Here is a 26,465-nt window from a genome sequence, read left to right on the forward strand (position 1 = left end):
CGTGTCCAGTTGTCAGGTCTGCTCGCTCAAGGCCGGCCATCCGGGAGTGGTGCTCGACGACCAGGGGGTGTGCAACCTGTGCAACCTGGACTTCGCCGAGGAGCTGCTCGTCAACTACCGCTACACCAGCGGGGTGTTCACCGAGTTCCAGCAGGCGCCGCCCGCCGCCGGCGAGTACGACTGCCTGTTCATGTACAGCGGCGGCAAGGACAGCACGTACATGCTGGACAAGTTCGTCAACGAGTACGGCAAGCGGGTGCTGGCCTTCACCTTCGACGTGCCCTTCGAGAGCGTGCACGCCGCCCAGAACATCGCGCTGGCGCGGGAGAAGATCCCGGCGACGTTCGTCCTCGACGCCGACGACGACAACATCAAGTTGATGATGCGCGAGGTGTTCAACCGCCCCGCGCCGAAGAAGCCCGGCAAGTACCTCGACGAGAAACTGCCCTGCGTCTCCTGCCGCACCTTCTTCGTGCTGCGCGCGATCCTCATGGCCTACCGGCAGAAGATCCCCTACATCGCGCTGTGCGCCGACCCGCAGCAGATCCTCACCATGGAGTCCAACGTCCGGGAGATCGTGCGCGACTTCTACAAGACGTTCGGTGAGCGGCTCACCGACACGCTCTTCGGCGGGCAGCTGGAGGAGCTCCTCTTCGACGACGACGAGAACCTGCCGAAGATCGTCTTTCCGTTCATCGCCACGCGGCACGAGTACGACCCCGACCGCATCGTCGAGGAACTGCGCGCCAAGGGCCTGTACCAGTCCTCGCCGCTGGAGACCCACTGCACGCTCTTCCCGCTGCTGAACTACTACTCGTTCACGAACTACGACTGCATGTTCTACAAGCTCAACGCGGCCAGCCATGTGCGGTCCGTCAAGCGCAACGCCTCCTACGACCGCAACACCTTCAGCATCAAGTTCCCGCGCTCGCTCGACCTCGCCGACGTGGAGGACCGGCTCGGCAAGGTCGTCAAGGAGATCGCGGCGGGGAAGGGCGACCCCGGCGAGCACGAGCGCACCCTCGTGGACCTCTTCCAGCGCATGGACGCCACCGAGGACGCCGCCCGCTTCGTCGCCCGCGGCTTCCTCGAGATGCGATCCGTCGCCGCCGACCTCGGCATACGGCTGAGCTGACACCCGAGCAGGAGAACCAGCACCATGACGCTTTCCGACTCCGACGTCGCCATCATCGGCATGGCCTGCCGCTTCCCGGGCGCCGACTCCGTCGACCGCTTCTGGGACGTCCTCGGCGAGGGCCGCGAGACGCTGACCCGGTACACCGACGAGGAACTCCTCGCCGCCGGCGTGCCCGCCGCCCGGCTGGCCGACCCGCGCTATGTGAAGGCCGCCCAGACCATCCCCGGCACCGACCTGTTCGACTCCGAGCTGTTCCGGTTCACCCAGGACGAGGCCGAGATCCTCGACCCGCAGCACCGGATCTTCCTGGAGCTGGCCCTGGAGGCCCTGGAGCGGGCCGGTTACGACCCCGAGCGCACCGACGCCCAGATCGGCGTCTACGCCGGCGCCGGCATGAACACCTACCTGCTGCACAACCTGGGCGAGCGCTACCGGACCGCGTCCTCCGTGGACCACTACCGGCTGATGCTCGCCAACGACAAGGACTTCCTCGCCACCCGGGTCTCCTACAAGCTCAACCTGACCGGCCCCAGCGTCAGCGTCAACACCGCCTGCTCCACCTCGCTGGTCGCCGTGCACACCGCCTGCCTCGCCCTGCTCGGCGGCGAGTGCGACATGGCCCTGGTCGGCGCGGTCCACCTCAACCCGCCGGGCCAGGGCTACCAGTACCAGGAAGGCATGATCTTCTCGCCCGACGGCCACTGCCGCGCCTTCGACGCCGACGCCCGCGGCACCGTGATCGGCAGCGGTGCCGGAGCGGTCGTCCTCAAGCGGCTGAAGGAGGCCCTCGCCGACGGCGACTGGATCCACGCCGTCATCAAGGGCTCCGCCGTCAACAACGACGGCTCGGCGAAGACCGGTTACACCGCGCCCAGCATCTCCGGGCAGGCCGCGGTCATCGCCGACGCCCAGGACGTCGCCGACGTCGACCCGGAGACCATCGGCTACGTGGAGGCGCACGGCACCGGCACGCCGCTCGGCGACCCGATCGAGGTCGCCGCCCTCACCCAGGCCTTCCGCGAGGGCACCGACCGTACGGGGTACTGCGCGCTCGGCTCGGTGAAGACCAACATCGGACACCTTGACACGGCCGCCGGCCTGGCCGGCCTGATCAAGACCGCGCTGATGCTGGAGCACCGCACGCTGGTGCCCAGCCTGCACTTCACCGAGCCCAACCCGGACATCGACTTCGCCACCGGCCCGTTCTTCGTCAACACCGAGAAGACCGAGTGGAAGAGCGAGACGGGCCCGCTGCGCGCCGGCGTCAGCTCCTTCGGCATCGGCGGTACGAACGCCCATGTGATCCTCCAGGAGAGCCCGGCCCGTGGCGAGTCCCCGCACGAGAGCCGGCCGGAGCTGCTGGTTCTCTCCGCCCGTTCCGCGGACGCCCTCCAGCAGGCCGCCGCCGCCCTGGCGCGCCATCTGCGGGCCCACCCCGGCCTCGACCCGGCAGCCGTCGCCCAGACCCTCGGCCTCGGCCGCCGCGCCCACACCCACCGGCTGGCCCTGGTCGCCGACAGCACCCGTTCCGCGGCCATGGCGCTCGCCCTGGGCGACGAGGAGCGCACCCGCCGCGGCGTGACCGGACGCGACCCGAGCGCCCCCGTCCTCGTCCTGACCGGCACCGGCGCCGACCCCGCCGACACGGCCGAGCTGTACGCGTCGGTGGCCGCCTACCGGGACGCCGCCGACGCCTGCGCCGCCGCCCTCGGGCGCCCCGGCGGGGCCGAGGCCCTCCTCGCCGAGGACGGCGCGGTCGCCGCCTGCTGCCACGAGTACTCCCTCGCCGGCGCCCTCACCGCCTGGGGCGTCGCACCGGCCGGCCTCGCCGCCACCGGCGCCGGCCTCGCCGCGGCCGCCGCCCTCGCCGAGGCCCTCCCGCTCACCGACGCCCTCGCCCTGGCCCGCGGCGCCGCTCCCCACCGCGTCGCCCCGCCCAGGATGCCCGTGGTGTCGCCCAGCACCGGCCGCTGGATGACCGAGGACGAGGGCCGCGACCCGGCCGTCTGGACCGGCCCCGCCGACGCGACGGCTTCCGTGGACGCGCTGCTCGACGGCACCGGCCGGCACCCGGTCCGCCTCACCCCGCCGGACGGCGAACCCGGCGGACTCGCCCACCTGCTCACCCTCGCCGCCGAGCAGTGGGTGCTCGGCGCCGACCTCGACTTCGCGGCCGTGCACAGCGGCAGGGACATCCGCCGGGTGCCCCTGCCCACCCACCGCTTCGAGCGGCGGCGGCACTGGGTGGAGCCCGGCGACCACGGCGCCCGGACCGGGACGGCACCGGCCGGGGAGCGGCTGATCGCCCGCTTCGACCCGGCCGACCCGCAGCACAACGTCGAACTGATCCGGGAGCACCTCACCGAGGCCATCGGCAAGGTCCTCGGCGGCAGGCACCTCGCCGCCCCCGACACCAACCTCTTCGACCTCGGCCTGGACTCCCTGGTGCTCATCGAGGTCGTCGCCGAGCTCGGCCAGGAACTGGACTTCGAGGTCCCGGCCGCCTCCTTCGTCGAGTTCCCCACCATCCGGTCCTTCGGGGACAACCTCGCCGAGCTGATGGGCCTCACCCCCGGCACGGCCCCGGGCAGCGACGGCACCGCCCCGGCGCCGCGCACCTCCCGGCGTGCCCAGCGCGCGGCCGCCCGCCGCACCGGCCAGGCCTGACCCCCTCCCGGCGGCGACACCACGGCCCACGCCGGCCGACCGAAGACCTGAGAGAGAGCAACTGTGGACGACAAGCGAAAGCTGCTGCTGAGCCTGCTGGCCGGGGCCTCCGCCCCGGCCCCGGCGAGCGACGGCGTGGCGATCGTGGGCGTCGCCGGCCGCTACCCGCTGGCCGAGACACCCGCCGAGCTGTGGGACAACCTGGCCGCCGGCCGGCACTGCATCCGTGAGGCGCCCGCCGACCGCTGGGACGCCGGCGCCCACCACGACCCGGCCGGGGTGCGTGGCAGCTACAGCAAGTGGGCCGGATTCATCGACGACGTCGACAAGTTCGACCCGCTCTTCTTCCAGATATCGCCGGCCGACGCCGAGGCGATGGACCCGCAGGAGCGGCTGTTCCTCCAGACCGCCGCGGCCGTCCTGGACGACGCCGGCCACCCGGCCGCAGAGCTGGCCGCCCGGGGCCCGGTCGGCGTCTTCGCGGGCGTCATGAACAACAACTACGAGTGGATGGGCGGCGAGGCCTCCGCCCTCGGCGTCCGCACCGACGCGCACTCCAACCACTGGTCGATCGCCAACCGGGTCTCGTACACCTTCGACTTCACCGGCCCGAGTCTCGCCGTCGACACCGCCTGCTCGGCCTCCCTCACCGCGATCCACCTGGCCTGCGAGAGCATCAGATCGGGGGAGTGCCACTCCGCGATCGCCGGCGGCGTCAACCTGATCCTGCACCCCATGCACCTGCGCATGCTGGCCGACCGCGGGATGATCTCGCGCGGCGACAGGCTCAGGAGCTTCGGCGCCGACGCCGACGGGTTCGTCGACGGCGAGGGCGTGGGCGCCGTACTGCTGCGGCCCCTGAAGGACGCGATCGCCGACGGTGACCGCGTCCTCGGCGTGATCCGCGGCTCCGCCATCAACGCGGGCGGCAAGACCGGCGGTTACACCGTGCCCAGCGCGACCGCGCAGGCCGAGGTGATCCGCACCGCCCTGCACCGCGCCCGAACCGACCCGGCAACCGTCGGCTACGTCGAGGCCCACGGCACCGGCACCCCGCTCGGCGACCCCATCGAGATCGCCGGGCTCGTGGAGGCCTTCGGCGGCCGCATCGACGCGACGCAGCGGCCCGAGCGGCCGACGGTCGCCGTCGGCTCGGTGAAGTCCAACATCGGCCACCTGGAGTCGGCGGCCGGCGTCGCGGGCCTGACCAAGGTGCTGCTCCAGCTGCGCCACCGCACGCTGGTGCCCTCGCTGAACTCCGCCCGGCGCAACCCCGGCATCGACTTCACCACCACACCCTTCGAGGTGCAGCAGACCCTCCAGCCCTGGCGGCCCCCGGAGCACGACGGCGACCAGCCGCTGCGCGCGGTCGTCAGCTCCTTCGGCGGGGGCGGCGCCAACGCCTGCCTGATCGTGGAGGAGTACCGCACCCCACCGGCCGAGCCCGTCGCCCCGGACACCGACCAGCTCCTCGTCCTGTCCGCCAGGAGCGAGGACCGGCTGCGCGCGTACGCCGCCGAGCTCGCGGCGTTCCTGCACGGCAGCGCGGAGTCGGAACCGGCGGACGCCGGCCGGGACACCCTGGGCGACGCCCAGCGGCTGTGCCTGCGCCTGGCCGCCGACACCGCCGGCGTGGCCCCCGAGTACCTCGACCTCGGCACCGACCTCGCCGACTGCGGCTTCGGCGTCCCCGAGCGCGCCCGCCTCGAGGCGTCACTGACGGCCGAGCTGGACGGCCCCCTTCCCGCGGCGGTGACCTCGGCACGGACACTGGGCGCGATGGCGCGGGCGATCGCCGCGACCGCGGGCGCCGACGGCCCGCGCGCTCCGGGAACCCCGGACGCGCCGTCGGACGCGCCCGGCACCCGGGCCGGCTCCGGTGCCCGGGCCACCGCCCGTGGAGCCGAAGGCCCCCTGCGTCTCGCCGACGTCGCCCACACCCTCCAGTCCGGCCGCACCCCCTACGAGTTCCGGCTGGCCCTGGTCGCCGGCTCGGCGGCCGAGGCGGCCGCGCTGCTCGAGGCGTACGCCGACGGCACCGCCGACACCCGGATCGCGACCGGCCGGGTCACCCGGGCACGGGTCGTCCTCACCGGCACCGAGGCCGAAGCCCTGGAGGCGGCCCTGGCCCGGCGGGACCTGACCGCGGTGGCCGAGCACTGGCTGGCCGGCGCCGACGTCGACTGGTCGCGTGTCACCCCCGCCGCCGCCCGCCGGACCGAGCTGCCGACGTACCCCTTCGCCCGCAAGCGCTACTGGATCCCCGAGCCCCCGGCCCGTACCGCCCCCGCACGGCCGACCGGACCCGGTGACGCCCCCGCGGAGCAACTGCCGGACTTTTACCGACCCTTGTGGGTACGCGAGGAAACCTCCGCTCCCGGACCCGCACCTCGACCCGGCCGCGTCGTCGCCCTGGTGACCGAGGCGTCCGCCCGGCTCGCCGAGGCGATCGCGGCCCGCATCCCCGAGAGCCGCCTGGAACCGGTCCGCATCGACGAACTTCCCCCGACCGCATGGCTGGAGAGGACCGACGGCGCCGACCTGGTGCTCCACCTGGGCGGCGTCGGCATCGGCATCACCCAGGGACTGGGCGCCGACCGGGCCGCCGAGCAATTGCGCACCGGCTCCCTCTCCCTGTTCCGCCTGGTCCGCTCGACCACCGCCGCGCGCGTCGTCGTGGTCACCAGCGACGTCCACCCGGTCGCGGGAAGCACCGCCGCCAACCCCTTCGCCGCCGGCATGCACGGCCTGCTCCAGGTGGTGGCCAAGGAACGCCCCGAACTCCAGCTCAACGCCCTGGACTTCGCCACGGCCGACCTCACGGGCGAGGACGCGACCGCCGCCCTGGCCGACGCGATCCTGGCCGCGCCCGCCGACGTCACCGGCCGCACCGTCGCCCTGCGCGGCGGGGTCCGCTACGTCCGCCGCCTCGGCCGCGTCACCCTGCCCGAGCCCGGCCCCGTCTTCCGCGACGGCGGCGTCTACCTGCTCGTCGGCGGCACCGGAGGCATCGCCCAGGAACTCAGCCGCCACCTCGCCGAGCGCCACCGCGCCCGGCTGGTGTGGTTCAGCCGCGGCGACCTGGGCACCGAACACGACGCCACCGCCGAGGAGATCCGCGCCCTCGGCGGCGACGTCGCCCACGTCCGCGGCGACGCCTGTGCCACCGCCGACCTCGCCGCCGCCGTCGCCGAGGCGCATCGCCGCTTCGGCGCCCTGCACGGGGTCGTGCACGCCGCCATGGTGTTCGACGACCATGCGCTCGCCGACCTCGACGAGGAGACCTTCACCGCCGCGACCCGCGTCAAGACCGAGGGCGCCGCCGCGCTCGCCGCCGCCGTCGCCGGCCAGGACCTCGACTTCCTGGTCTACTTCTCCTCCGCCGGGTCCTTCGGCAGCTTCGCCGGCAACGGCGCCTACATCTGCGCCTCCGCCACCGAGGACGCCTACGCCCTGTTCCTGCGCGACCGGGTGCCGTATCCGGTGACCGTCGTGAACCAGGGCTACTGGGGCCTGGTCGGCTCCGGCGCCCGGCCCGGACTGGCCGACATCTTCGCCGGGCTCGGCATCCAGGGCTTCAGCCCTGCCGCGGGCATCGCCGCCGTCCACCGCATCCTCGGCAGCGGGCTGCCGCAGGTCATGCCGATCCGCGCCGGGCGCCGGGCGCTGGAGGCCATGGGCCACGACCCCGCCCTGGACGGCGAGGTCCTCGGCGGCGGCCACCCGGCCGCGCTGGCCGCCGCGGCCGGACACCTCGGCACCGGTACCGCCGCCGCCCCGGCCGCCCGCCGCGTCCTCACCGGGTACGAGGAGCTCGAAGCCGTCTCCGCCCCCATGCTGCTCGGCGTCTACCAGCGCATGGGAGCCCTCCAGCGCCCCGGCGAACGGCACGGCGCCGAGGAGCTGCGCGGCCGCCTCGGCATCGTCGACCGCTTCCGTCGGCTGCACGAGGCACTGCTCAACATCCTCGCCGGCGCCGGGTTCCTGACCCGCGACGGTGACGTGGTCACCACCACCCCGGCGGTCGACGGCGTCGACGCGGACCGGCACGCCGACCGCTGGGAGGCGGAGTTCGACCGGATCGCGGCGGCCTACCCGGACATCGAGCCGACCGTCACACTCAACCGCCTGTTCCTCCAGGCGTATCCGCGGATCCTGCGCGGCGAGGTGGGTGCCACCGAGATCATGTTCCCCGGCTCCTCGATGAAGCTGGTGCAGAACTTCTACAAGGGCAATCCGCTCACCGACTCGTTCAACCTCCTGGTCCGCGACACGGTCCGGCACTTCCTGGACCTGCGCCTGCCGCACCTGCCGCAGGACCGCACGATCGAGGTCGTCGAACTGGGCGCCGGCACCGGCGCCACCAGCGAACGGGTGCTGCCCGCGCTGGCCGCCCACCCGGGACGCGTCGGATACACCTTCACCGACATCTCGCCGCGCTTCCTGGAACACGGCCGTGAACGCTTCGCCGAACGCCACGACTTCGCCCGCTTCCAGGTGCTCAACCTGGAACGCGGCTTGGCCGAGCAGGGGTTCGAGCAGGCGTGCGCCGACCTCGTCGTCGCCACCAACGTCGTGCACGCCACCAGCGACCTGCGGGCGACCCTGCGCAAGGCCAAGGCGCTGCTGCGGCCCGGCGGCTGGCTCGTCCTCAACGAACTGACCTCCGTACGGCCGCTGCTGACCATCGGCGGCGGTGTCCTGGAGGGCTGGTGGGCCTTCGAGGACGGCCACCTGCGCATGCCCGACTCCCCGCTCGCCTCCCCGGAGGGCTGGACCCGGCTCCTGCACGAGGAGGGTTACGCCCCGGTCCACGCGCTGGGCGCCGGCGACCCGGCGCTGGGCCAGACCGTCCTGGTGGCGGAGAGCGACGGGGCCTTGCTGAGCGCGCCCGTGCCCACGGCGGGCCCGGCCACCGCCCCCGTCTCACCGGTCGCGACCACCTCCACCGACGCCCTCACCGAGCGCCTGCGCGGCCTCGTCGAGCGGGTGCTCAAGCTGGACGAGCGCATCGACCCCACCCGCCCGCTGGCCGACTACGGCTTCGACTCGCTCAGCGGCATGAAGATCGTCGCAGCCGTGGACGAGGAGTTCGGTGTCGCCGTACCGCTCGGCGACTTCTTCGAGCAGCCGACCCTGCGCGAGCTGGCCGACCACCTGGCCGCCAACTGGCTCACCGGTGTGCCGGCCGGACCGGCCCTGCCCGAAGCCGTCGCCGCACCCGCGCCCGCCGCACCCGCGCCCACCGTGCCCGCGTCGGCGTCCACCGCACCCGCCCCGGCCGCCTCCGCCGCCGTCTCCCCGGCCACCGAGGCCGCGGCCCGCGTCCTGCGCCCGCGCGACATCGCCGAGGAGAGCCGCCACCCCCTGTCCGAGGGCCAGCGCGCCCTCTGGGTGATCGAACAGATCGCGCCCGGCACCTACGCCTACAACCTGCCCCTCGGCCTCTGGCTCGACCGCGACCTCGACGTGCTCGCCCTGCGGACCGTCCTCCAGGACCTGGTCGACCGGCACGCCGAACTGCGGGCCACCGTCCACCTCGGCGACGAGGGGCCGTACGCCGGGATCGCGACCGGGCCCGAACTCCCCTTCCAGCAGGTCTTCCTGACCGCCAGGAGCGACGCCGAGCTGCGTGACCGGATGCGCGCCGACCTGCGCCGCCCCTTCGAGCTGGCCACCGGCCCCCTCGTCCGCGCCACCCTCTACACCCTGGGCGACGGCCGCAACGCGCTGCTGCTGACCTTCCACCACCTGGTCTTCGACGGCGTCTCCATGGCCCTGCTCCTGCGCGAGCTGGAACGCGGATACCAGGCACTCCTCGCGGGCCGCCCCCTCCCCGCCGAGCGCCCAGCCCGCAGCTACGCCGACTTCACCGTCTGGCAGCGCGAGCTGCTCGCCGGTGCCGAGGGCCGACGGTTGCGCGCCTACTGGACCGAAAGACTGCGCGGACGCCGGACCACCGTGCCACTGCCACTGGACCGGCCCCGCCCGCCCGTGCCCAATTTCCACGGGGCGAGCCTGGACGGGCACATTCCCGCCGCGGTCGCCGACCGGGCCCGGACGCTCGCGGGCACCGAGCAGACGTCCCTGTTCGGGGTCGTCCTCGCCGCCTGGTTCGCGCTGCTGCACCGCTATAGCGACCAGGCCGACATCGCCGTGGGCACACCGACGGCCGGACGCCCGGCGAGCGGCTTCGACGACACGCTCGGCTACTTCATGAACATGGTGGTGCTGGCCGAACGCGTCGACGGCGCCGAAGAGTTCCGCGCCCTGGTCCGCCGCGTCCACCGCACCGTCCTGGACGCCCTGGAACACAGCGCCTACCCGCTCATCACCCTGGCCGACGACCTGCGCCGCGCGGACCCCGAGGCCGGCGCCCCGTTCAACGTCGCCTTCTACTTCCAGAACTGGACCCGCACCGCCCGCCGCGAAGCGACCGGCGACGCCGTGGTGCTCGGCCCGGTCGAAGGAGTGCACCAGGAGGGCGAGTTCGACCTGACCCTGGAGGTCGTCGAGCAGGAGCAGGGCTGCCGCTACACGCTCAAGTACGACCCCGACCTCTTCGACGAGGAGACCGTGGCCCGCCTCGGCGCCCACTTCTCCACCCTCCTCGCCGCCGCCGTCGAGGGACCCGGCACCCCGGTGGGCGACCTGGAGCTGCTCACCGACGACGAGCGCGCCCGGCTCACCCCGCCCGCCGCCGCCGACTACCCCGCCGACGCCCTGGTCTGGGAACTGGTACGGCGGCACGCCGACGCCCGGCCCGACGCGGTCGCGGTCCGCCACGCCGGCACCGAGCTGACGTACCGCGCACTCGTCGAGCGCGTGGACGCCCTCGCCGCCCGGCTCACCGCCGCCGGAGCGGGCCGTGGCCGCACCGTCGGGGTGCTGCTCCCGCGCGACCAGGACCTGCCGGTGGCGCTCCTCGCCGTCCAGGCCTCCGGCGCCGCCTACGTACCGCTCGACCCCACCTACCCGCAGGACCGGCTCGCCTACATGGCCGAGGACGCCGGGCTGCACCTGCTGCTCACCCACTCGACCTGCGACGCCGGCTTCGCGACGGTGCCCCGGCTGACCGTCGACACCTCCGAGCAGCTCCCGGCCCTGCCCTCGCCCGGCCCGGCCGGCCCCTCCGACGCCGCCTACGTCATCTACACCTCCGGCTCCACCGGCCGCCCCAAGGGCGTCCGCGTGCCGCACCGGGCGCTGACCAACTTCCTGTGGTCGATGGCCCGCGAACCCGGCTTCGGACCCGGCGACACGCTGCTGGCCCTCACCACCGTCTGCTTCGACATCTCCGGTCTGGAGCTGTACCTTCCGCTGGTCACCGGCGGCACGGTGGAGGTGCTCGCCGCCGAGGACGCCCGCGACGGGCTGCGGCTGCGCGAGGCCCTCGAACGGGCCCGCCCCACGGTCGTGCAGGCCACCCCGGCCACCTGGAGCATGCTGCTGGCCGCCGGCTGGCAGGGCGATCCCGCGCTGAAGGTGCTGTGCGGCGGCGAGGCGCTCCCCGCCGACCTGGCAGAGGCGCTGCTCGCGGGCAACGGGCAGGTGTGGAACCTCTACGGCCCCACCGAGACCACCATCTGGTCGGCAGTGAGCCGCCTCGCCCCGGGCGGCCGAGTCACCCTGGGCGCCCCGATCGCCAACACCGCGCTCCACGTCCTCGACAGCGCCCGCAGGCCCGTCCCCACCGCCGTCGCGGGGGAGTTGTACATCGGCGGGGACGGCGTGGCCGACGGCTACCTCGGCCGCCCCGAACTGACCGCCGAGCGCTTCCTGCCCGACCCGTTCGCGGCGCGCGCCGACGCCCGCATGTACCGCACGGGCGACCTCGTACGACGGCTGGCCGACGGCACGATCGAGTACCTCGGACGGCTCGACTCCCAGGTCAAGGTGCGCGGCCACCGGGTCGAGCCGGAGGAGATCGAGGCGACCCTGCGCCGGCTCGACGGCGTCCGCGAGGCCGTCGTCGTGGCCCGCGGCCGGACAGCGGGCTCACACACCCTGCTCGCCTGCTACGTACTGGAGGACGGCGCGCGCGAGCCGGACCGCGAGGAACTGGCGGCCTGGCTGCCGGACCACATGGTGCCCGACGCCCTGGTCCGGGTGACCGGCTTCCCGCGCACCCTGAACGGGAAGACCGACCGCACCACGCTGGCCGCCCTGCCCCTGGCCGACCTGCGCGCCCGCTTCGGCGCCGGGTCCCCGCCCGCCGCCCGTCCCGGCGCCCCGGCGCCCGCCACCGGCGGCCGCACGCAGGCCCTCGTCGCCGAACTGGCCCGCATGGTCGCCGACCTGGTGGACCTGCGCCCCGAGGACATCGGCGCGCACACACCGCTCGGCGAGACCGGCATGAACTCCGTGAGCTTCACCGCGCTCAGCGCCGCGCTGCGCAGGGCGTACGGCATCACCGAGTACCCGACCCTCTTCTACCGCCACGGCACCCTGCACGCGCTTGCCGAGCACCTGTGGGAGCACCACCCGACCGCGCTGACGGCCCACTTCGGGACGGCCCCGCAGGAACCCGCCGCCGAACAGGCCGGTCCGGCCGTGGCCCGGGACTCGGCGGTCCCCGCCGGGGCTGTGACCTCAGCGGCCCCCGCCGGAAACGAGGTCCTGCCGGCCCCCGCCAGCCGCGAGGTCGCCGTCATCGGCATGGCCGGGCGGCTGCCCGGCTCGATGGACCTCACCGAGTTCTGGGACCACCTCGCCGCCGGCGACGACCTGGTCGGCGAGATCCCCGCCGACCGCTGGGACTGGCGCGACCACCCGCGCTCCCGCTCCCGCTGGGGCGGGTTCGCGCCGGACGTGGACCGGTTCGACGCCGCGTTCTTCGGCATCTCCCCCCGAGAGGCCGAACTGATGGACCCGCAGCAGCGGTTGCTGCTCGAAACCGTCTGGCAGGCCGTCGAGGACGCGGGTTACCGCCCCTCCGAGCTGGCCGGCAAGCGGATCGGCGTGTTCATCGCCGTCACCAACTCCGACTACCACGAGGTGCAGCGGGCCGCCGGACGCGACACCGAGGGCCACACCCTCACCGGCGCCGCCCTGTCGATCGTCCCGAACCGGGTGTCGTACCTGCTCGACCTGCGCGGCCCCAGCATCGCCGTCGACACCGCCTGCTCCGGCTCCCTCACCGCCGTCCACCAGGCGTGCGCCGCCCTGCGCGACGGCACCTGCGACATGGCCATCGCGGGTGGCGTCAGCCTCATCCTGGCCCCGGGCGTCTACGAGGCGCTCAGCCAGGGAGAGATGCTCAGCCCCGACGGCCGCTGCAAGGCGTTCGACAGCCGCGCCGACGGCTATGTGCGCGGCGAGGGCGTCGGCGTCGTCCTGCTCAAGCCGCAGCAGCGGGCCGAGCGCGACGGCGACGCCGTACACGCCGTGATCAAGGCCGCCGCGCTCAACCACGGCGGCCGGACCACCTCGCTCACCGCCCCCAACCCCGACGCCCAGGCGGACCTGCTGGTCGAGGCCTATCGGGCCGCCGGCGTCCACCCGGACACCGTCGGCTACATCGAGGCGCACGGCACCGGCACCGCCCTGGGCGACCCGATCGAGACCACCGGCCTGAGCACCGCCTTCCGGCGACTGCGTGACGGCCGGGACGCGCCCCGCGGTTCCGCCGCGTGCGCCATCGGCTCGGTCAAGACGAACATCGGCCACCTCGAGGCCGCCGCCGGCATCGCCGGACTGTTCAAGGTGGTCCTGTCGATGCGGTACGGAACGATCCCTGCCAGCCTGCACTTCCGCGAGCAGAACCCCTACCTGGAACTCGCCGGCGGCCCCTTCGAGGTCGCCGCCACCGCCCGGCCCTGGCCGCGTCGCCGGGACGCGCGCGGAGCCGATCTGCCCCGCCGCGGCGCCGTCAGCTCCTTCGGCTTCGGCGGGGCGGGCGCGCACATCGTGTTGGAGGAACCCCGCATGCCGGACACCCGCGACGAGCCCGCCGCCCAGCAGGTCTTCGTGCTCTCGGCCCGCGACGGCGACGCGCTGCGGCGCTCGGCCGCCCGGCTCGCCGACCACCTCGGGCGCCACGACGTCCCGGCCGGGGACCTCGCCCACACCCTCCAGGTGGGCCGGGAACCGATGCCGCACCGACTCGCCGTCGTCGCCGACGGCACCGCGGCCCTGCGCGACGAGCTGGCCGCGCACCTGGCCGGCCGCCCCTCCGCCGTACGCACCGCCCACGTGACGGCCCCGGGCGACCCCCTCTCACCGGACCGGCACGATGTGCACGCCCTGGCCGCCGCCTGGCTGGACGGAGCCGACGTCGACTGGCGGGCCCTGCACGAGGGCGCCGCCCGGCGCCGCGTCCACCTGCCCGCCTACCCGTTCGCCGGCCCCCGGCACTGGGTCGCGCCCGGCGAGCGTCCCGCGGGGCCCGGCTCCGGTCTGCACCCCACCCTCCTGGACGCCAACGTCTCCACCTTCGGCGAGCAGCGGTTCACCAAGACGCTGACCGGCGAGGAGTTCTTCCTGCGCGACCACGTGGTCGGCGGCGACCTGGTACTGCCCGGCGTGGCCTATCTGGAGATGGGCCGCCTCGCGGGCGAACTCGCCGCCGGGGGAGCCCCGGTGAGCGGCGTGGACGACCTGGTGTGGGCGGCGCCGGTCCGGCTCGCCCCCGGCAGCACCGGACACCCGCTGCTGGTCCGCGTCACCGGCGACCGCTCCCGCGCCGCCTTCGAGGTGCGCGGCACCGGCGACGACGCGCCGGTGCACGCCGGCGGCACCCTGCGGTACGACGCTCCCGGATCCCGGCCCGCCCCCGTCGCCCTTGCGGACGTACGCGCCCGCTGCACCCGCGTCCGGGCGGGCGCGGACTGCTACGACGGCTTCACCCGGCTGGGCTTCTCCTACGGCCCTTCCTTCCGGGTGATCGAGGAGATCGCCGAGGGGCCCGGGGAGGCGCTGGCGACGCTGAGCCTGCCGGAACCGCGGCGCGCGGACGCCGGCGACCACACCTTCCACCCCTCGCTGCTGGACGCCGCACTGCAGACCGCGGGCCGGCTCGTCCCGGGCGCCGGGGACCCTGCGGGACCGGCGCCGTACCTGCCGTTCTCCCTGGGCTCGGTCCGGCTGCACGCCCCGCTGCCCGAACGCGGCTACGCGTACACCACCCCGGCCCGGCGCCCCGCCCCGGCGGGCTCCCTGGCCTTCGACGTCGCCCTGCTCGACCAGGACGGGCAGGTCACCGCCACCCTGGAGTCCTTCACCCTGAGGGCGCTGCGTCCGGCCGGCGTCACGCCCGCGACGGACACCGCGCCCGCGACGCGGGCCGTGCCCGCCGCCGACGTCGTCCACGCCTTCGAGCCCTGCTGGCGGGCCGCGCCCGCCGCGCACGGCCAACTCCCTTCGCACGCACGGATCCTGCTGCTCGAACCCGCCTCCGCACACGCCACCGACGTGGCCGGCGCCCTCACGGCGACGGGCGCCGACGTCCACCGTGTCCCGGTCGGCCCCGGATTCGACGCCGAGGCCGCCGTGCGCGCCGCCGGAGCCGGACCCGTCCACGTCGTCCACCTGGCCGGACGCGACCGAACCACCCGGGACTGCGTCGAGCACGGCTTCCACACCGCCCTGGCCTTCCTGCGGGCCTGGCAGCACGAGCGCCGCGACGCGCTGCGCTACCTGTACGTCCACCCCGAGCCGGCCCCGTCACCCGCCCAGCCGGCGATGGCCGCCTTCGCCCGCACCGTGCGCCTGGAGAACCCGTCGGTCACCCTCGGCGTCCTGGCCCTCGCCCCCGGCCGTCCCCTCGCGGAGGCCGTCGTCGCCGAACTCGCCGCGGACGGCGGCCCCGAGGTGCGCGCGGACGCCGAGGGCCGGGCCCGCCGCGCCTGGCGGCGCGTGAGCCTCCCGGTCGCGCCGGGCGCCGCGTTCACCGGGGCCGGCGCCCACATCGTCACCGGCGGCACCGGCGCCCTGGGCCTGCTGATCGCCGAGCACATCGCCGCCGCGCGGCGGGCCGTCGGCGTCACCGGCGGCGGCATCGTGCTGGCCGCGCGCACCGCTCCCGGTCCCGAGGCCCGCGCCCGCGCCGACGCCCTCGGCGCCCGGGTGGTGCTCGCCGACGTCGCCGACCCGGCGGCCGTACGCGGCCTGGTCGCCGAGGCCCGCCGGGCGCACGGCTCGGTCAGCGGCGTCGTGCACGCGGCCGGTGTCCTCAGGGACGGGCTCGTACGCACCAAGCAGCGTGCGGACGCGGATGCCGTCCTCGCCGCGAAGGTGCACGGCACCGTGCTGCTCGACGAGGCGACGGCGGACGAACCGCTGGACTACTTCGTCGCGTTCTCCTCGGCGGCCGCGGCCTTCGGCAACGCCGGCCAGAGCGACTACGCCTTCGCCAACGCCTTCCTCGACCACTTCGCCGAGGAGCGGGAGCGACGCCGCCGGGAAGGCACCCGGCACGGCCGTACCCTCGCGGCCGCCTGGCCCGTCTGGGCCGAGGGCGGGATGCGCCTCGACGCCGACGCCGAAACCTACATGGAGCGGGTGCTCGGCATGCGCCCGTTGCGCACCGCCCCCGCCCTCCAGGCTCTCGACCGCGCCCTCGCCCACACCGCGCCCCGCCTGCTCCTGGCCGCCGGCGACCCCGACCGCATCCTCGGGGCACTCGAGGGCGCCGAGCCGCGCCAGGACGAGCCCGCCACCACCGCCGAGCCCGGAGCGCACGAACGCGCCGAGGAACTCGTCCTGCGCCTCCTCGCCGAGGAACTGAAGCTGCCCGAGGCCGAGATCGCCGTCACCGAACCCTTCGACCGGTACGGCGTGGACTCGCTCATCACCATGAGCCTCATCCGCCGCCTGGAGGAACACGTCGGCCCGCTGTCGAAGACCCTGCTGTTCGAGTACGTGACCGTACGCGACCTCGCCGGCCACCTGGCCGGGGCCCACCCCGGCGCCTTCCCGGCCACCGGCACCCCGGCCACCAGCGCCGTGGAACCCGGCACCCCGGCCCCCGCCACGACGGACGCCGGCGCCCCCGCGGCGACCGTGCTTGCGGTCGAGCCGGTCGAGCCGGTGAAGCCGGTCGCGCCCGCCCCGCAGGACACCGCCGTCGCCATCATCGGTGTCGCGGGCCGCTACCCCCAGGCCGAGGACGTCACCGCGTTCTGGCGCAACCTGCGCGCCGGCCGGGACAGCGTCGAGGAGATCCCCGCCGACCGCTGGGACCACGGCCCGTTCTACGACCCGGACAGGTCCGCCACCGGCAGGACCTACGGCAAGTGGGGCGGCTTCGTCCCCGGCGCCGACCGCTTCGACCCGCTGTTCTTCCGGATGTCGCAGATCGAGGCCGAACACACCGACCCGCAGGAGCGGGTGTTCCTGGAGACCGTCTGGCATCTGCTGGAGGACGCCGGATACACCCGCGAGCAACTGCGCGGCGCCCGCACCGGCGTGTTCGTCGGCATGATGTACGGCCACTACCAGCTGTACGGCGTCCAGGAGGCGCTGCGCGGCGAGGGCTTCGCGACCTCCTCGTCGTACGCCTCGGTGGCCAACCGGGTGTCGTACTTCTTCGACTTCACCGGCCCCAGCGTCGGCCTGGACACCATGTGCTCCTCGTCGCTGGTCACCATCCACCAGGCCTGCCTCGCCATCCGCAACGGCGACTGCGACGTCGCCGTGGCCGGCGGCGTCAACATCTCCAGCCACCCGGTGAAGTTCCTCCAGCTCGCCCAGCGCGGCTTCCTCGCCGAGGACGGGCGCTGCCGCAGCTTCGGCGAGGGCGGCACCGGATACGTGCCCGCCGAGGGCTCGGGCGCCGTCCTGCTCAAGCGCCTGGACGCGGCCCTCGCCGACGGCGACCGGATCCTCGCCGTGGTCAAGGCGTCCGCCGTCAACCACGGCGGCGCGGGCGCCGGTTACAGCGTCCCCAACCCCAAGGCCCAGGGCGACCTGGTGCGTACGGCGCTGGAACGGGCCGGGCTCGCGCCCGCCGATCTCGACTACCTGGAGGCGCACGGCACCGGCACGGCCCTCGGCGACCCCGTGGAGATCACCGGCATGCTGCGGGCCTTCGGCGAGGAACCGCCCGAGCGGCTGCCCATCGGCTCGGTCAAGTCCAATATCGGGCACGCCGAGTCGGCCGCCGGCATCGCCGCGATCACCAAGGTGCTGCTCCAGATGCGGCACGGCGAGCTGGTGCCGTCCCTGCACGCGGAGCGGCTCAATCCGAACATCGACTTCACCACGACGCCGTTCGAGGTCCAGCGCGAACGGAAGCCCTGGCCCCGCCGCGTCCTGGCGGACGGCAGGGTACGGCCGCGGACGGCGGGCGTGAGCTCCTTCGGCGCGGGCGGCACGAACGCCCACATCATCCTCGAGGAGTACGTCGGCGACGGCGCCGGGGACGTCCCGGCAGCCGGCCCCCAGCTGGCGGTCCTCTCCGCGCGGGACGCCGGCCGGCTGGCCGCGCAGGCCCGGCGGCTCGCCGGCCACCTGCGCGCCGAGGACACCGAGGTCACCCCGGCGCAGGTCGCCTGGACCCTGCAGACCGGCCGGGAGGCGATGGCCCACCGGCTGGCCGTGCTCTTCCACGACCTGCCCGAACTGTGCGACCGGCTCGACGAGTTCGCCGCAGGCGGCGCCCCGGCCGGCAGCTGGACCGGCGCCGTCGACCCGCGCCGGCCCGCCGCGGCCGAGCGGCTCCCCGCCGACCCCGCCGCGTACGCCACCGCCTGGACCGGCGGACAGCGGGTGGACTGGCCCGCCCTGCACCCCGCCGGCAGGCCCGCCCGGGTCGCGCTGCCCGGCTACCCCTTCGACGGCGACCGGGTCTGGCTGGCCGCGGCCGACGCCGAACTGGCCGCCCTCGGCGCCGGGCGTGACACGCCGGGTGACGGCCGCAGCGCACCGGGCGCCGACCACCACGCGTCCGACGCCGGCCACAGCGCCCCCGGCGCCCGACACGCCTCCGAGGGGCTGCTGCTGACCAAGCAGTGGCGCCCCGCCCCGCCTGTGCCCCGTTCGGCGCCGCCCGCCCTGACCGCCGTACTCGCCGCGCCCGGAACCGAGGCACTGGCCGCCCGGCTCGCGGCGGTACTGCCGGGCGCCGAGGTGCTCACCGCCGACCGGATCAACGCCGAACTCACCGACGCCGGCACCCGCTGGGACCGCTTCGACGCCGTCGTCGACCTGGCCGGCTGCACCGCGCCCGTGCTGCCGCCCACGCACGCCGCGCTGCCCTCCTGGCTGCGTTGGCTCCAGCACCTGGTCGACCTCGGCCGCCGCGACCTGCGTGCCCTGCTCGTCTCGCGCGGGGCGCCCGCCCTCGGCGGAGCGGCCCGGGCGGGCCTGTACCGGATGCTCCAGAGCGAGTACCGCCACGTCCGCTCCCGCCACGTGGAGATCGACCGCGCCGCCACCGACGAGCAGCTGTGCCGCTGGGTCGTCGAGGAACTGTCCGCCGACGGCGAGCCCGCCGAGGTCGCCTACCGCGGGGGAGCGCGCCACCTGGCGACGCTCGCCGAGGCCCCGCGGGCACAGGGCGCCCGACTCGGCTTCCCGGCGGGCCACGTGCTGTGGGTGACCGGCGGCACGCGCGGCCTCGGGCTGCTCACCGCCCGCCACTTCGTCGCCCGTCACGGCGTGCGCAAGCTGGTCCTCACCGGTCGTGAGGAACTGCCGCCGCGCGCGGAGTGGGCCGCGCACATCGCCGAGGCCGGCCCGCTGGGCCGCAAGCTGCGGCCGCTCGCCGAACTGGCCGCCCAGGGCGTCGAACTCGAGGTCGTCGCCGTGCCGTTGGACGAGCGGGAGGCCCTCGCCAAGGTGCTCGCCGACGTGCGACCGCGGCTCGGCCCGGTCGGCGGCGTGATCCACAGCGCGGGCTTCACCGACTTCGAGAACCCGGCGTTCGTCCGCAAGCCGCAGACCGGCGTCGCCCGTGTCCTCGCACCCAAGGTGTTCGGTCTGGACGCCCTGCTGGAGTGCTTCCGGGACGAGCCGCTCGGCCTGTTCGTGCTGTACTCGTCGGTCGCCGCCGCCGTTCCCGCCCTCGCCGTCGGCCAGAGCGACTACGCCATGGCCAACGCCTATCTGGACGCGGTGGCGGAGGCCCGCCCGTACGGCCTGCCCCTGGTCAGCGTGCAGTGGCCGAGCTGGAAGGACACCGGCATGGGGGAGGCCCGCAGCGCCGCCTACCAGGCCTCCGGCCTCGCCTCTCTCACCGACGCGCAGGGGCTGGCTCTGCTCGACCGCGCGCTGGAGAGCGGCGCCCGGGTCGTGATGCCCGTACTGCCGCGGCCCGGCGCCGAGTTCAGCGCGGAGCGGCTGACGGCGCGGCGCCTGGAGACGCCGCCCGCCGCACCGGCCCCGGTGCCGCCCGCCGCGACACCACCCGTGGCCGGCGCGGACGCGGACGTGCGCGCCGCCGTCGAAGCGGTGACCTCCTGGCTGCTCGACCGGCTGGCGGAGGACCTGCGTTTCGACCGCGCCAAACTGGCCGGCGACGTCCCGGTGCATGACTACGGCATGGACTCGATCATGGTCTCCCAGCTCGTCCAGACCGTCGCCAAGCGCCTGGACGTCTCGGTCGACCCGTCGGCCCTGCTGGAACACCCGACAGTGGACGGATTCGCGGCGTACCTGGGGGAGGAGCACCGCATGGCACTGCTCGCGCAGTTCGGCGGCACGAACGCCCATGGCACGGAGACCGGCGGCACGGCACCCGACGCGGAGGCACGACCGGAGCCCGCGACCCCGGCACCGTCGGATTCCGCCGCCCCGGCATCGGTCTGGGCCTTCGACCCGCCCGCCTCCCCGCCCGCGACCGTCCGGCAGCGAGGCGCCACACCCTCCCGCATCCCCGACCCGCGAGCCGACGCCGTGGCCGTGGTCGGCCTCTCCTGCCGCTTCCCCGACGCCGAATCCGCCGACGCGTACTGGGAGCTGCTGCGGGACGGCCGTACGACCCTGCGTCCCGTCCCGGACTCCCGCTTCGGCCGCTCCCTCGGGTACTACGCCGGACTGCTGCCGGAGGTGCTGCGGTTCGCCCCCGAGCGGTTCCTGCTGAACGAGGCGGACGTCAAGGCGATGGACCCGCAGGCGCTGCTGCTGCTCGAGGAGGTCGACCGGGCCGTGCACCACGCCGGCTACCGCCCGGCGGACCTCAAGGGCCGCAGGGTCGGCGTGTACGTCGGCGGTCGGGCCACCCACACCCCCGACCCGGCGGACCTGGAGCGGGCCAAGAACCCGGTCGTGGTCACCGGGCAGAACTACCTCGCGGCCAACATCTCCCAGTTCTTCGACTTCCAGGGCCCGAGCCTGGTGGTGGACACCGCCTGCTCCTCCGCCCTGGTGGCGATGGACACGGCCGTACAGGCACTGCGCGCGGGTTCCGTCGAGTCGGCCGTCGTCGCCGGTGTGAGCCTGCTCGCGGACGACCGGGCGCACCGGGTGTTCGGGCAGCGCGGGCTGCTCAACCCCGGCCCGGAGTTCCACGCTTTCGACGACCGGGCGGCCGGCCTGGTGCTCGGCGAGGGCGTCGGCGTCGTCCTCCTCAAGCCGCTGGCGCGGGCCCAGGCGGACGGCGACCGGGTGCTCGCCGTGCTGGAGGGCATCGCGATCAACAACGACGGCCGCACCGCAGGACCCGCCACCCCCAACCTGCGGGCGCAGAAGGACGTGATGGCCGAGGCGCTGAAGCTCAGCGGCCGTGCGCCGCAGGACGTCGGCTGGGTGGAGACCAACGCCTCCGGCTCGACCGTCACCGACCTGCTCGAACTGAAGGCGATCGAGGGTGTCTACGGCGCCGCCCCGGCCCGTCCGGAGCGGCTCGCGCTCGGTTCGGTGAAGCCGAACATCGGTCATCCGCTGGCCGCGGAGGGCATCGCCGCGTTCATCAAGGTCGTCCTGATGCTGCACCACCGGCAGCAGGTGCCGTTCCTCTCCGGCCGGCAGCCCCTGCCGCACTTCGACCTGGAAGGCTCCGCGATGTACTTCCCGAGGGAGCCCCGGCCCTGGCCGGCGGCCGCGGACCGGGCCGCGCTCAACTGCTTCGCCGACGGCGGCACCAACGCGCACCTGCTGCTCGCCCCGGCGCCGACGGACCACCGCGCCACGCGGGTGCCGTTGCCCCAGCCCCCGCTGGAGCGCACGGTCGTCATCCGCGGCGCCGCCCCCGAGACGTCCGGCGCCCCCGCCCAGCCGGCGCAGTCCGGCCTGTTCTGGGACGTGTACCGATGACCGCGGCCAACGGGACGCCCCCGGCGACCGGAACGCCCGCCGGACGCCTGCCCGTGGTCTTCATGTTCTCCGGGCAGGGCTCGCAGTACCACCGCATGGGCGAGGAACTCTTCGAGACCGACGAGGTGTTCCGCACCGCCCTGCTGAGGTACGACGCCGTCGCCGCCGGGCTGCTGGGCGAGTCGGTCCTGGCCCGCGTCTTCGATCCGGCCCGGACCAAGAACGACCCCTTCGTCGACACACGGCTCACCCACCCCGCGATCGTCATGATCGAACTCGCCCTCGCCGAGACCCTGCGCGCGGCCGGCATCGAGCCGGACCACCTGCTCGGCTCCAGCCTCGGCGAGTACGCGGCCGCGGTCGTCTCCGGCAGCATCGACGTCGAGACGTGCCTGAGGCTGCTCGTCCGCCAGGCGGACGGCCTGTCGGCGGCCCCGCACGGCGGGCTGCTCGCGGTCATCACCCGCCCGGACGGCCGGGACCGCCTCCCGGAACTGCCCGGCTGTGAGGTCGCCGCCCGCAACTACCCGGGCCACATCGTGGTCGCGGGCGCCGACGCGGACCTGGACCGGGCCGAGGCGACCCTGCGCGCGGCCGGCGTGCTGCACCAGCGGGTGCCGGTCGAGTACGCCTACCACTCCAGCCTGATGGACGGCGTCCTCGCCGACTGTCGGGCCGCCTTCGACGGGGTGACCTTCGCTCCACCGGGCATCCCCTGGGTGTCGTGCGTGGACGGACGGCTCGTCGAGCGGCCCGGCGCCGACCACTTCTGGCAGGTCGCCCGCAGGCCCATCGAGTTCGAACGGGCCATGGCCGCGATGCGCGCCCGCGGCGACTTCCTCTACCTCGACCTCGGCCCCTCGGGCACCCTGCACAACTTCGTACGCGGCAACCTCACCACGGGGGACCGCTCCCGTTCGCTGCCGTTGCTCAGCCCGTTCGGCCATGATTCACGGGTGCTGGAACAGGCCCGGACGCTCGCGGCACCGGCCGCCACCCCCTCCACCCCTCCGATCACCCATCCACATCCGCATCCGCATCCGACTCCGGCGACAGCCAGGACGGCAAGGAAGGCACACCGCATGAAGGTCTACGGTTTCCCAGGGCAGGGGTCTCAGCAGCGGGGGATGGGCAAGGACCTGTTCGCCAGGTTCCCTGAGGAGACCGCGATCGCCGACCGCGTGCTCGGCCACTCGATCGAGGAACTGTGCGTCCACGACCCGCAACGCCGCCTGGGCCGTACGGAGCACACCCAGCCTGCGCTCTACGTCGTCAGCGCCCTGGCCTACCTCGACCGGCTCGCCGAGGACGCCGAGCCGGCCGACTACCTGATCGGCCACAGCCTCGGTGAGTACACGGCCCTGTTCGCCGCCGGCGTCTTCGACTTCGAGACCGGACTGCGCCTGGTGCAGCGGCGCGGCGCCCTGATGGCGCAGGCCGGCGGTGGCGGCATGGCCGCGGTGGTCGGCTGCGACGAGGCCACCGTGCTGCGGGTGCTCGCCGACTCCGGCATCGACGAGCTCGACCTGGCCAACCACAACGCCCCCGACCAGTTCGTGCTGTCCGGCCCGTCCGAGCGGGTCGACGCCGCCCGCGCGGCCTTCGAGTCGGCGGGTGTCCGCGCCGTCCGGCTCAACGTCAGCGCGCCCTTCCACTCCCGCTACATGCGCGACACCGCCGCCGAGTTCACCCGCTTCCTGGACGGCTTCACCCTGCGCGACCCGGCCGTCCCGGTGCTGGCCAACGTGGACGCGCAGCCGTACGCCCCCGGCACGGTCAAGGCGACCCTGACCGCGCAGATCGACTCTCCGGTCCGCTGGACCGACACGGTGCGCCGACTGATGGGCCACGGCGACTTCGAGTTCGTGGAGCTGGGCCCGGGCAGGGTCCTGACCAACCTCGTCGCCAAGATCAGGAAGAACGCCGACCCGCTGCCCGCGCCGGCAGCGGAGCAACGCCCCGACGCCCCCCGGCCCGCGCCGGCAGCGGGGCAACGCCCCGACGCGCCGCTGCCCTCCGACCGCTCGACACCCCCCGCTCGCCCCGCGGCCTTCACCGCCCCGACGGCCGACACCCTCGGAGCCGCCACCTTCCGCGAGCGGTACGGTCTGCGGCGCGCGTACCTGCTGGGCGCCCTGTACGGGGGCATCTCGGGCCGCGAGATGCTGGGCGCGGCGGCCAAGGCCGGGCTGCTCGGCTTCCTCGGGACCGGCGGCCTGCCCCTCGACGAGGTGGACGGCCTGCTGCGCGACCTGGCCGGGGAACTGGGCCTGGGCGGGTCCTTCGGCGTCAACCTGCTGTACCGGCACGGCGCCCCCGAGGAGGAGTCCGCCCTGGTGGACCTGCTCCTGCGGCACGGGGTCGACCTGGTCGAGGCCTCCGGCTTCCCGCTGATCACCCCGGCGCTGGTCCGGTTCCGCCTCAAGGGCGGCCGGATCATCGCCAAGGTGTCCCGCACGGACGTGGCCGCCGAGTTCCTGGCCCCGCCGCCGGAGCGGTTGGTCACCCGGCTGCTGGAAACGGGCGAGGTCACCGAGGAGGAGGCCCGCGCGGCGGCCGGCCGGCCGATGGCGGACGATCTGTGCGTGGAGGCAGACGGCGGCTGGCTGAGCGGTACCGCCGACCTGCTCACCCTGCTGCCCGCCGTACTGCGGTTGCGCGACACGACCGCGACCGGCGGCCACCGGGTGCACGTGGGATGCGCGGGCGGCATCGGCACCCCCGAGGCCGCCGGGGCCGCGTTCCTGCTCGGCGCCGACTTCGTCCTGACCGGCTCGGTCAACCAGTGCTCCGTGGAGGCCGCCACCAGCGCGGAGGTGAAGGACATCCTCCAGGAGGCCCGCGAGTACGACGTGGACACCGCGCCCTGGGGCGAGCTGTTCGACCTCGGCGTCCAGGCCCGCTACCTCAAGCGGGGCCTGTTCTTCCCGGCCCGGGCGTCCCGGCTGCACGAACTGTGGCGCCGGCACGACTCGCTCGCCGACCTGGACGAGGAAACCAGGAGCCAGGTCCTCGACCGCTACCTGGGCGGCGAGTCCCCCGCGCCCGCAGCCCCCGGCACCGACCCCAAGCAGTACCTGGCCGCCGTGTTCCGCGGCTACTTCACGCGCGGCCTGCGCCTCGCGGCGCGCGGTGACCAGCGCGCCCGGGTGGACTACCTGGTGCACTGCGGACCGTCGATGGGCGCCTTCAACCAGGTGGTGGCGGGCACCGTCCTGCACTCCTGGCGGGCCCGCACCGTCGAAGCGATCGCCGACACCCTGATGGACGGCGCCGCCGCCCATCTCACCGCACGACTGCGCGAGTTCGGCTGAGAGCCCCGCCGCGGCCCCGGCACCGACCGGGTCCGCGGCGGACCGCGCCGGTCGGCGACTCCGCTTCCCCACACCCCGTCACGTGGCGAACTCGGACTCCGGCTACGTCCGTGCCGCGCTGTGTCACTCGTTCGCGTTGAGCTCGTCGTGCACCAGGTCCACGAGCCTTTCGGCCTCGGGCGTACGGGGGTCGGGGGAGACCTCGTAGTACCCGCCCAGGGTCGTGATCACGTCCTTGTGGGAGGCGTCGCGATCGTGCTGAGATTCTTCCCGTTCCTCGGAAGTCTCGGGGTCGGCACTCTGCCACCACCAGATCGCGCTCCGGATCTCGTCCTTCGTCAGGGGGCCGTGGAGTGTGATGTCCCTGCCTTGGACCTTCGCCGTGATTCTCGCCGAGTCAGCGCCGGTAGCCATGCGTCCTCATCTCCTTCTCGCGAAGCGGACGCCGTCAGCGCCCTGCGTCGATCACAGCAGCGGCTACCCGGCCGAAGGCCGTGTACAACGGTCCGAACCGGACACCGAGCGGAGAAGCTCTCTCGCTGCGGCCGCCCGACGACGCGGTGGCGGACGGGGCTTCCCGTCACATGCGTTGGCGGCCCGCCCGGTGCTCAGCAGCCGATCAGCAGGTCCGGCGGCGGGGGTTCAGTCCGCCGGGGGAGCTACCGTGACGAGCAGGGTGTGGGTCACCTCCTCGCGCAGGGCGCCGTCCAGGCCGAGGGACACGGACCCGTCCGCTGTGATCGCGAACTCAAGCCGCACCGAGCCTTCCTGGAGGTGGAAGGGTTCGTCGCCGGTCTGCGCCGACGCCGTCACGCGACGGATCATCGCGATCGCGTCGACCAGGACGGCGTCCACCGTGCCGTGCCGCAGCTCGTGCTGGTGCGCCAGGTCAGGAGGTACCAGGGTCATCTCGATGACATGGGTGTCGCGGCGGGACACCGTGCGCCCGATCCTGAGTTTCATGCCGATGAACGGCAGCCGGAAGTTCAGGGAACCGCCGGCCGTCGCAGTGGCAAGGGCGTGCAGGGTGAGCCGCACCGAGGTGACACGCAGATCCCGCCCGGCCGCGGTGGCCGACATGTTCGACTGCGTGACCGCTCGCTTGACGGCGGTCACCAGGTCCTCGACGGGCACGCCGTCGTCGGTCACGT

Annotated in this window: 6 protein-coding genes; 4 read left to right on the forward strand and 2 right to left on the reverse strand. The window is 74.5% G+C overall.

What is annotated here, in order from left to right; genetic code table 11:
* Window position 1: 1 nt before the first annotated feature.
* The 4 genes from ACFYU0_RS31085 to fabD all read left to right on the forward strand — a co-directional run bounded on the left by ACFYU0_RS31085 (window position 2) and on the right by fabD (window position 25,314).
* Window positions 2-1,135 (forward strand): OzmP, encoded by a 1,134-nt coding sequence (locus ACFYU0_RS31085; RefSeq protein ID WP_389305438.1) that lies wholly within the window; start codon window positions 2-4, stop codon window positions 1,133-1,135.
* A 24-nt stretch (window positions 1,136-1,159) separates the two neighbouring features.
* Window positions 1,160-3,805: a type I polyketide synthase gene (locus ACFYU0_RS31090; RefSeq protein WP_389305440.1), complete on the forward strand. Its 2,646-nt coding sequence runs from the start codon at window positions 1,160-1,162 to the stop codon at window positions 3,803-3,805.
* A 63-nt stretch (window positions 3,806-3,868) separates the two neighbouring features.
* Window positions 3,869-22,000 (forward strand): amino acid adenylation domain-containing protein, encoded by an 18,132-nt coding sequence (locus tag ACFYU0_RS31095; protein WP_389305442.1) that lies wholly within the window; start codon window positions 3,869-3,871, stop codon window positions 21,998-22,000.
* Window positions 21,997-25,314, forward strand: coding sequence for an ACP S-malonyltransferase (gene fabD, locus ACFYU0_RS31100; RefSeq protein ID WP_389305444.1), 3,318 nt, complete (start codon window positions 21,997-21,999; stop codon window positions 25,312-25,314). The genes ACFYU0_RS31095 and fabD overlap by 4 nt, the downstream gene beginning before the upstream one ends.
* 123 nt (window positions 25,315-25,437) lie before the next feature.
* Here fabD and ACFYU0_RS31105 read toward each other — a convergent pair whose 3' ends face one another.
* Together ACFYU0_RS31105 and ACFYU0_RS31110 are read right to left on the reverse strand one after the other, a co-directional pair.
* Window positions 25,438-25,728: a hypothetical protein gene (locus tag ACFYU0_RS31105; RefSeq protein ID WP_389305446.1), complete on the reverse strand. Its 291-nt coding sequence runs from the start codon at window positions 25,726-25,728 to the stop codon at window positions 25,438-25,440.
* Between the two features lie 228 nt (window positions 25,729-25,956).
* Complete coding sequence (locus ACFYU0_RS31110) at window positions 25,957-26,463, reverse strand: trypco2 family protein (RefSeq protein ID WP_351668542.1); 507 nt, start codon at window positions 26,461-26,463, stop codon at window positions 25,957-25,959.
* Between the last annotated feature and the right edge of the window lie 2 nt (window positions 26,464-26,465).

It is taken from the genome of Streptomyces sp. NPDC003720 (assembly GCF_042875075.1).
GTDB lineage: Bacteria > Actinomycetota > Actinomycetes > Streptomycetales > Streptomycetaceae > Streptomyces.

What these genes read in the sequence shown, in the direction of transcription:
- ACFYU0_RS31090 (WP_389305440.1), top strand. Translation starts at nt 1,160, where the DNA reads ATGACGCTTTCCGACTCCGACGTCGCCATCATCGGCATGGCCTGCCGC.
- fabD (WP_389305444.1), top strand. Translation starts at nt 21,997, where the DNA reads ATGACCGCGGCCAACGGGACGCCCCCGGCGACCGGAACGCCCGCCGGA.
- ACFYU0_RS31105 (WP_389305446.1), bottom strand. Translation starts at nt 25,728, where the DNA reads ATGGCTACCGGCGCTGACTCGGCGAGAATCACGGCGAAGGTCCAAGGC.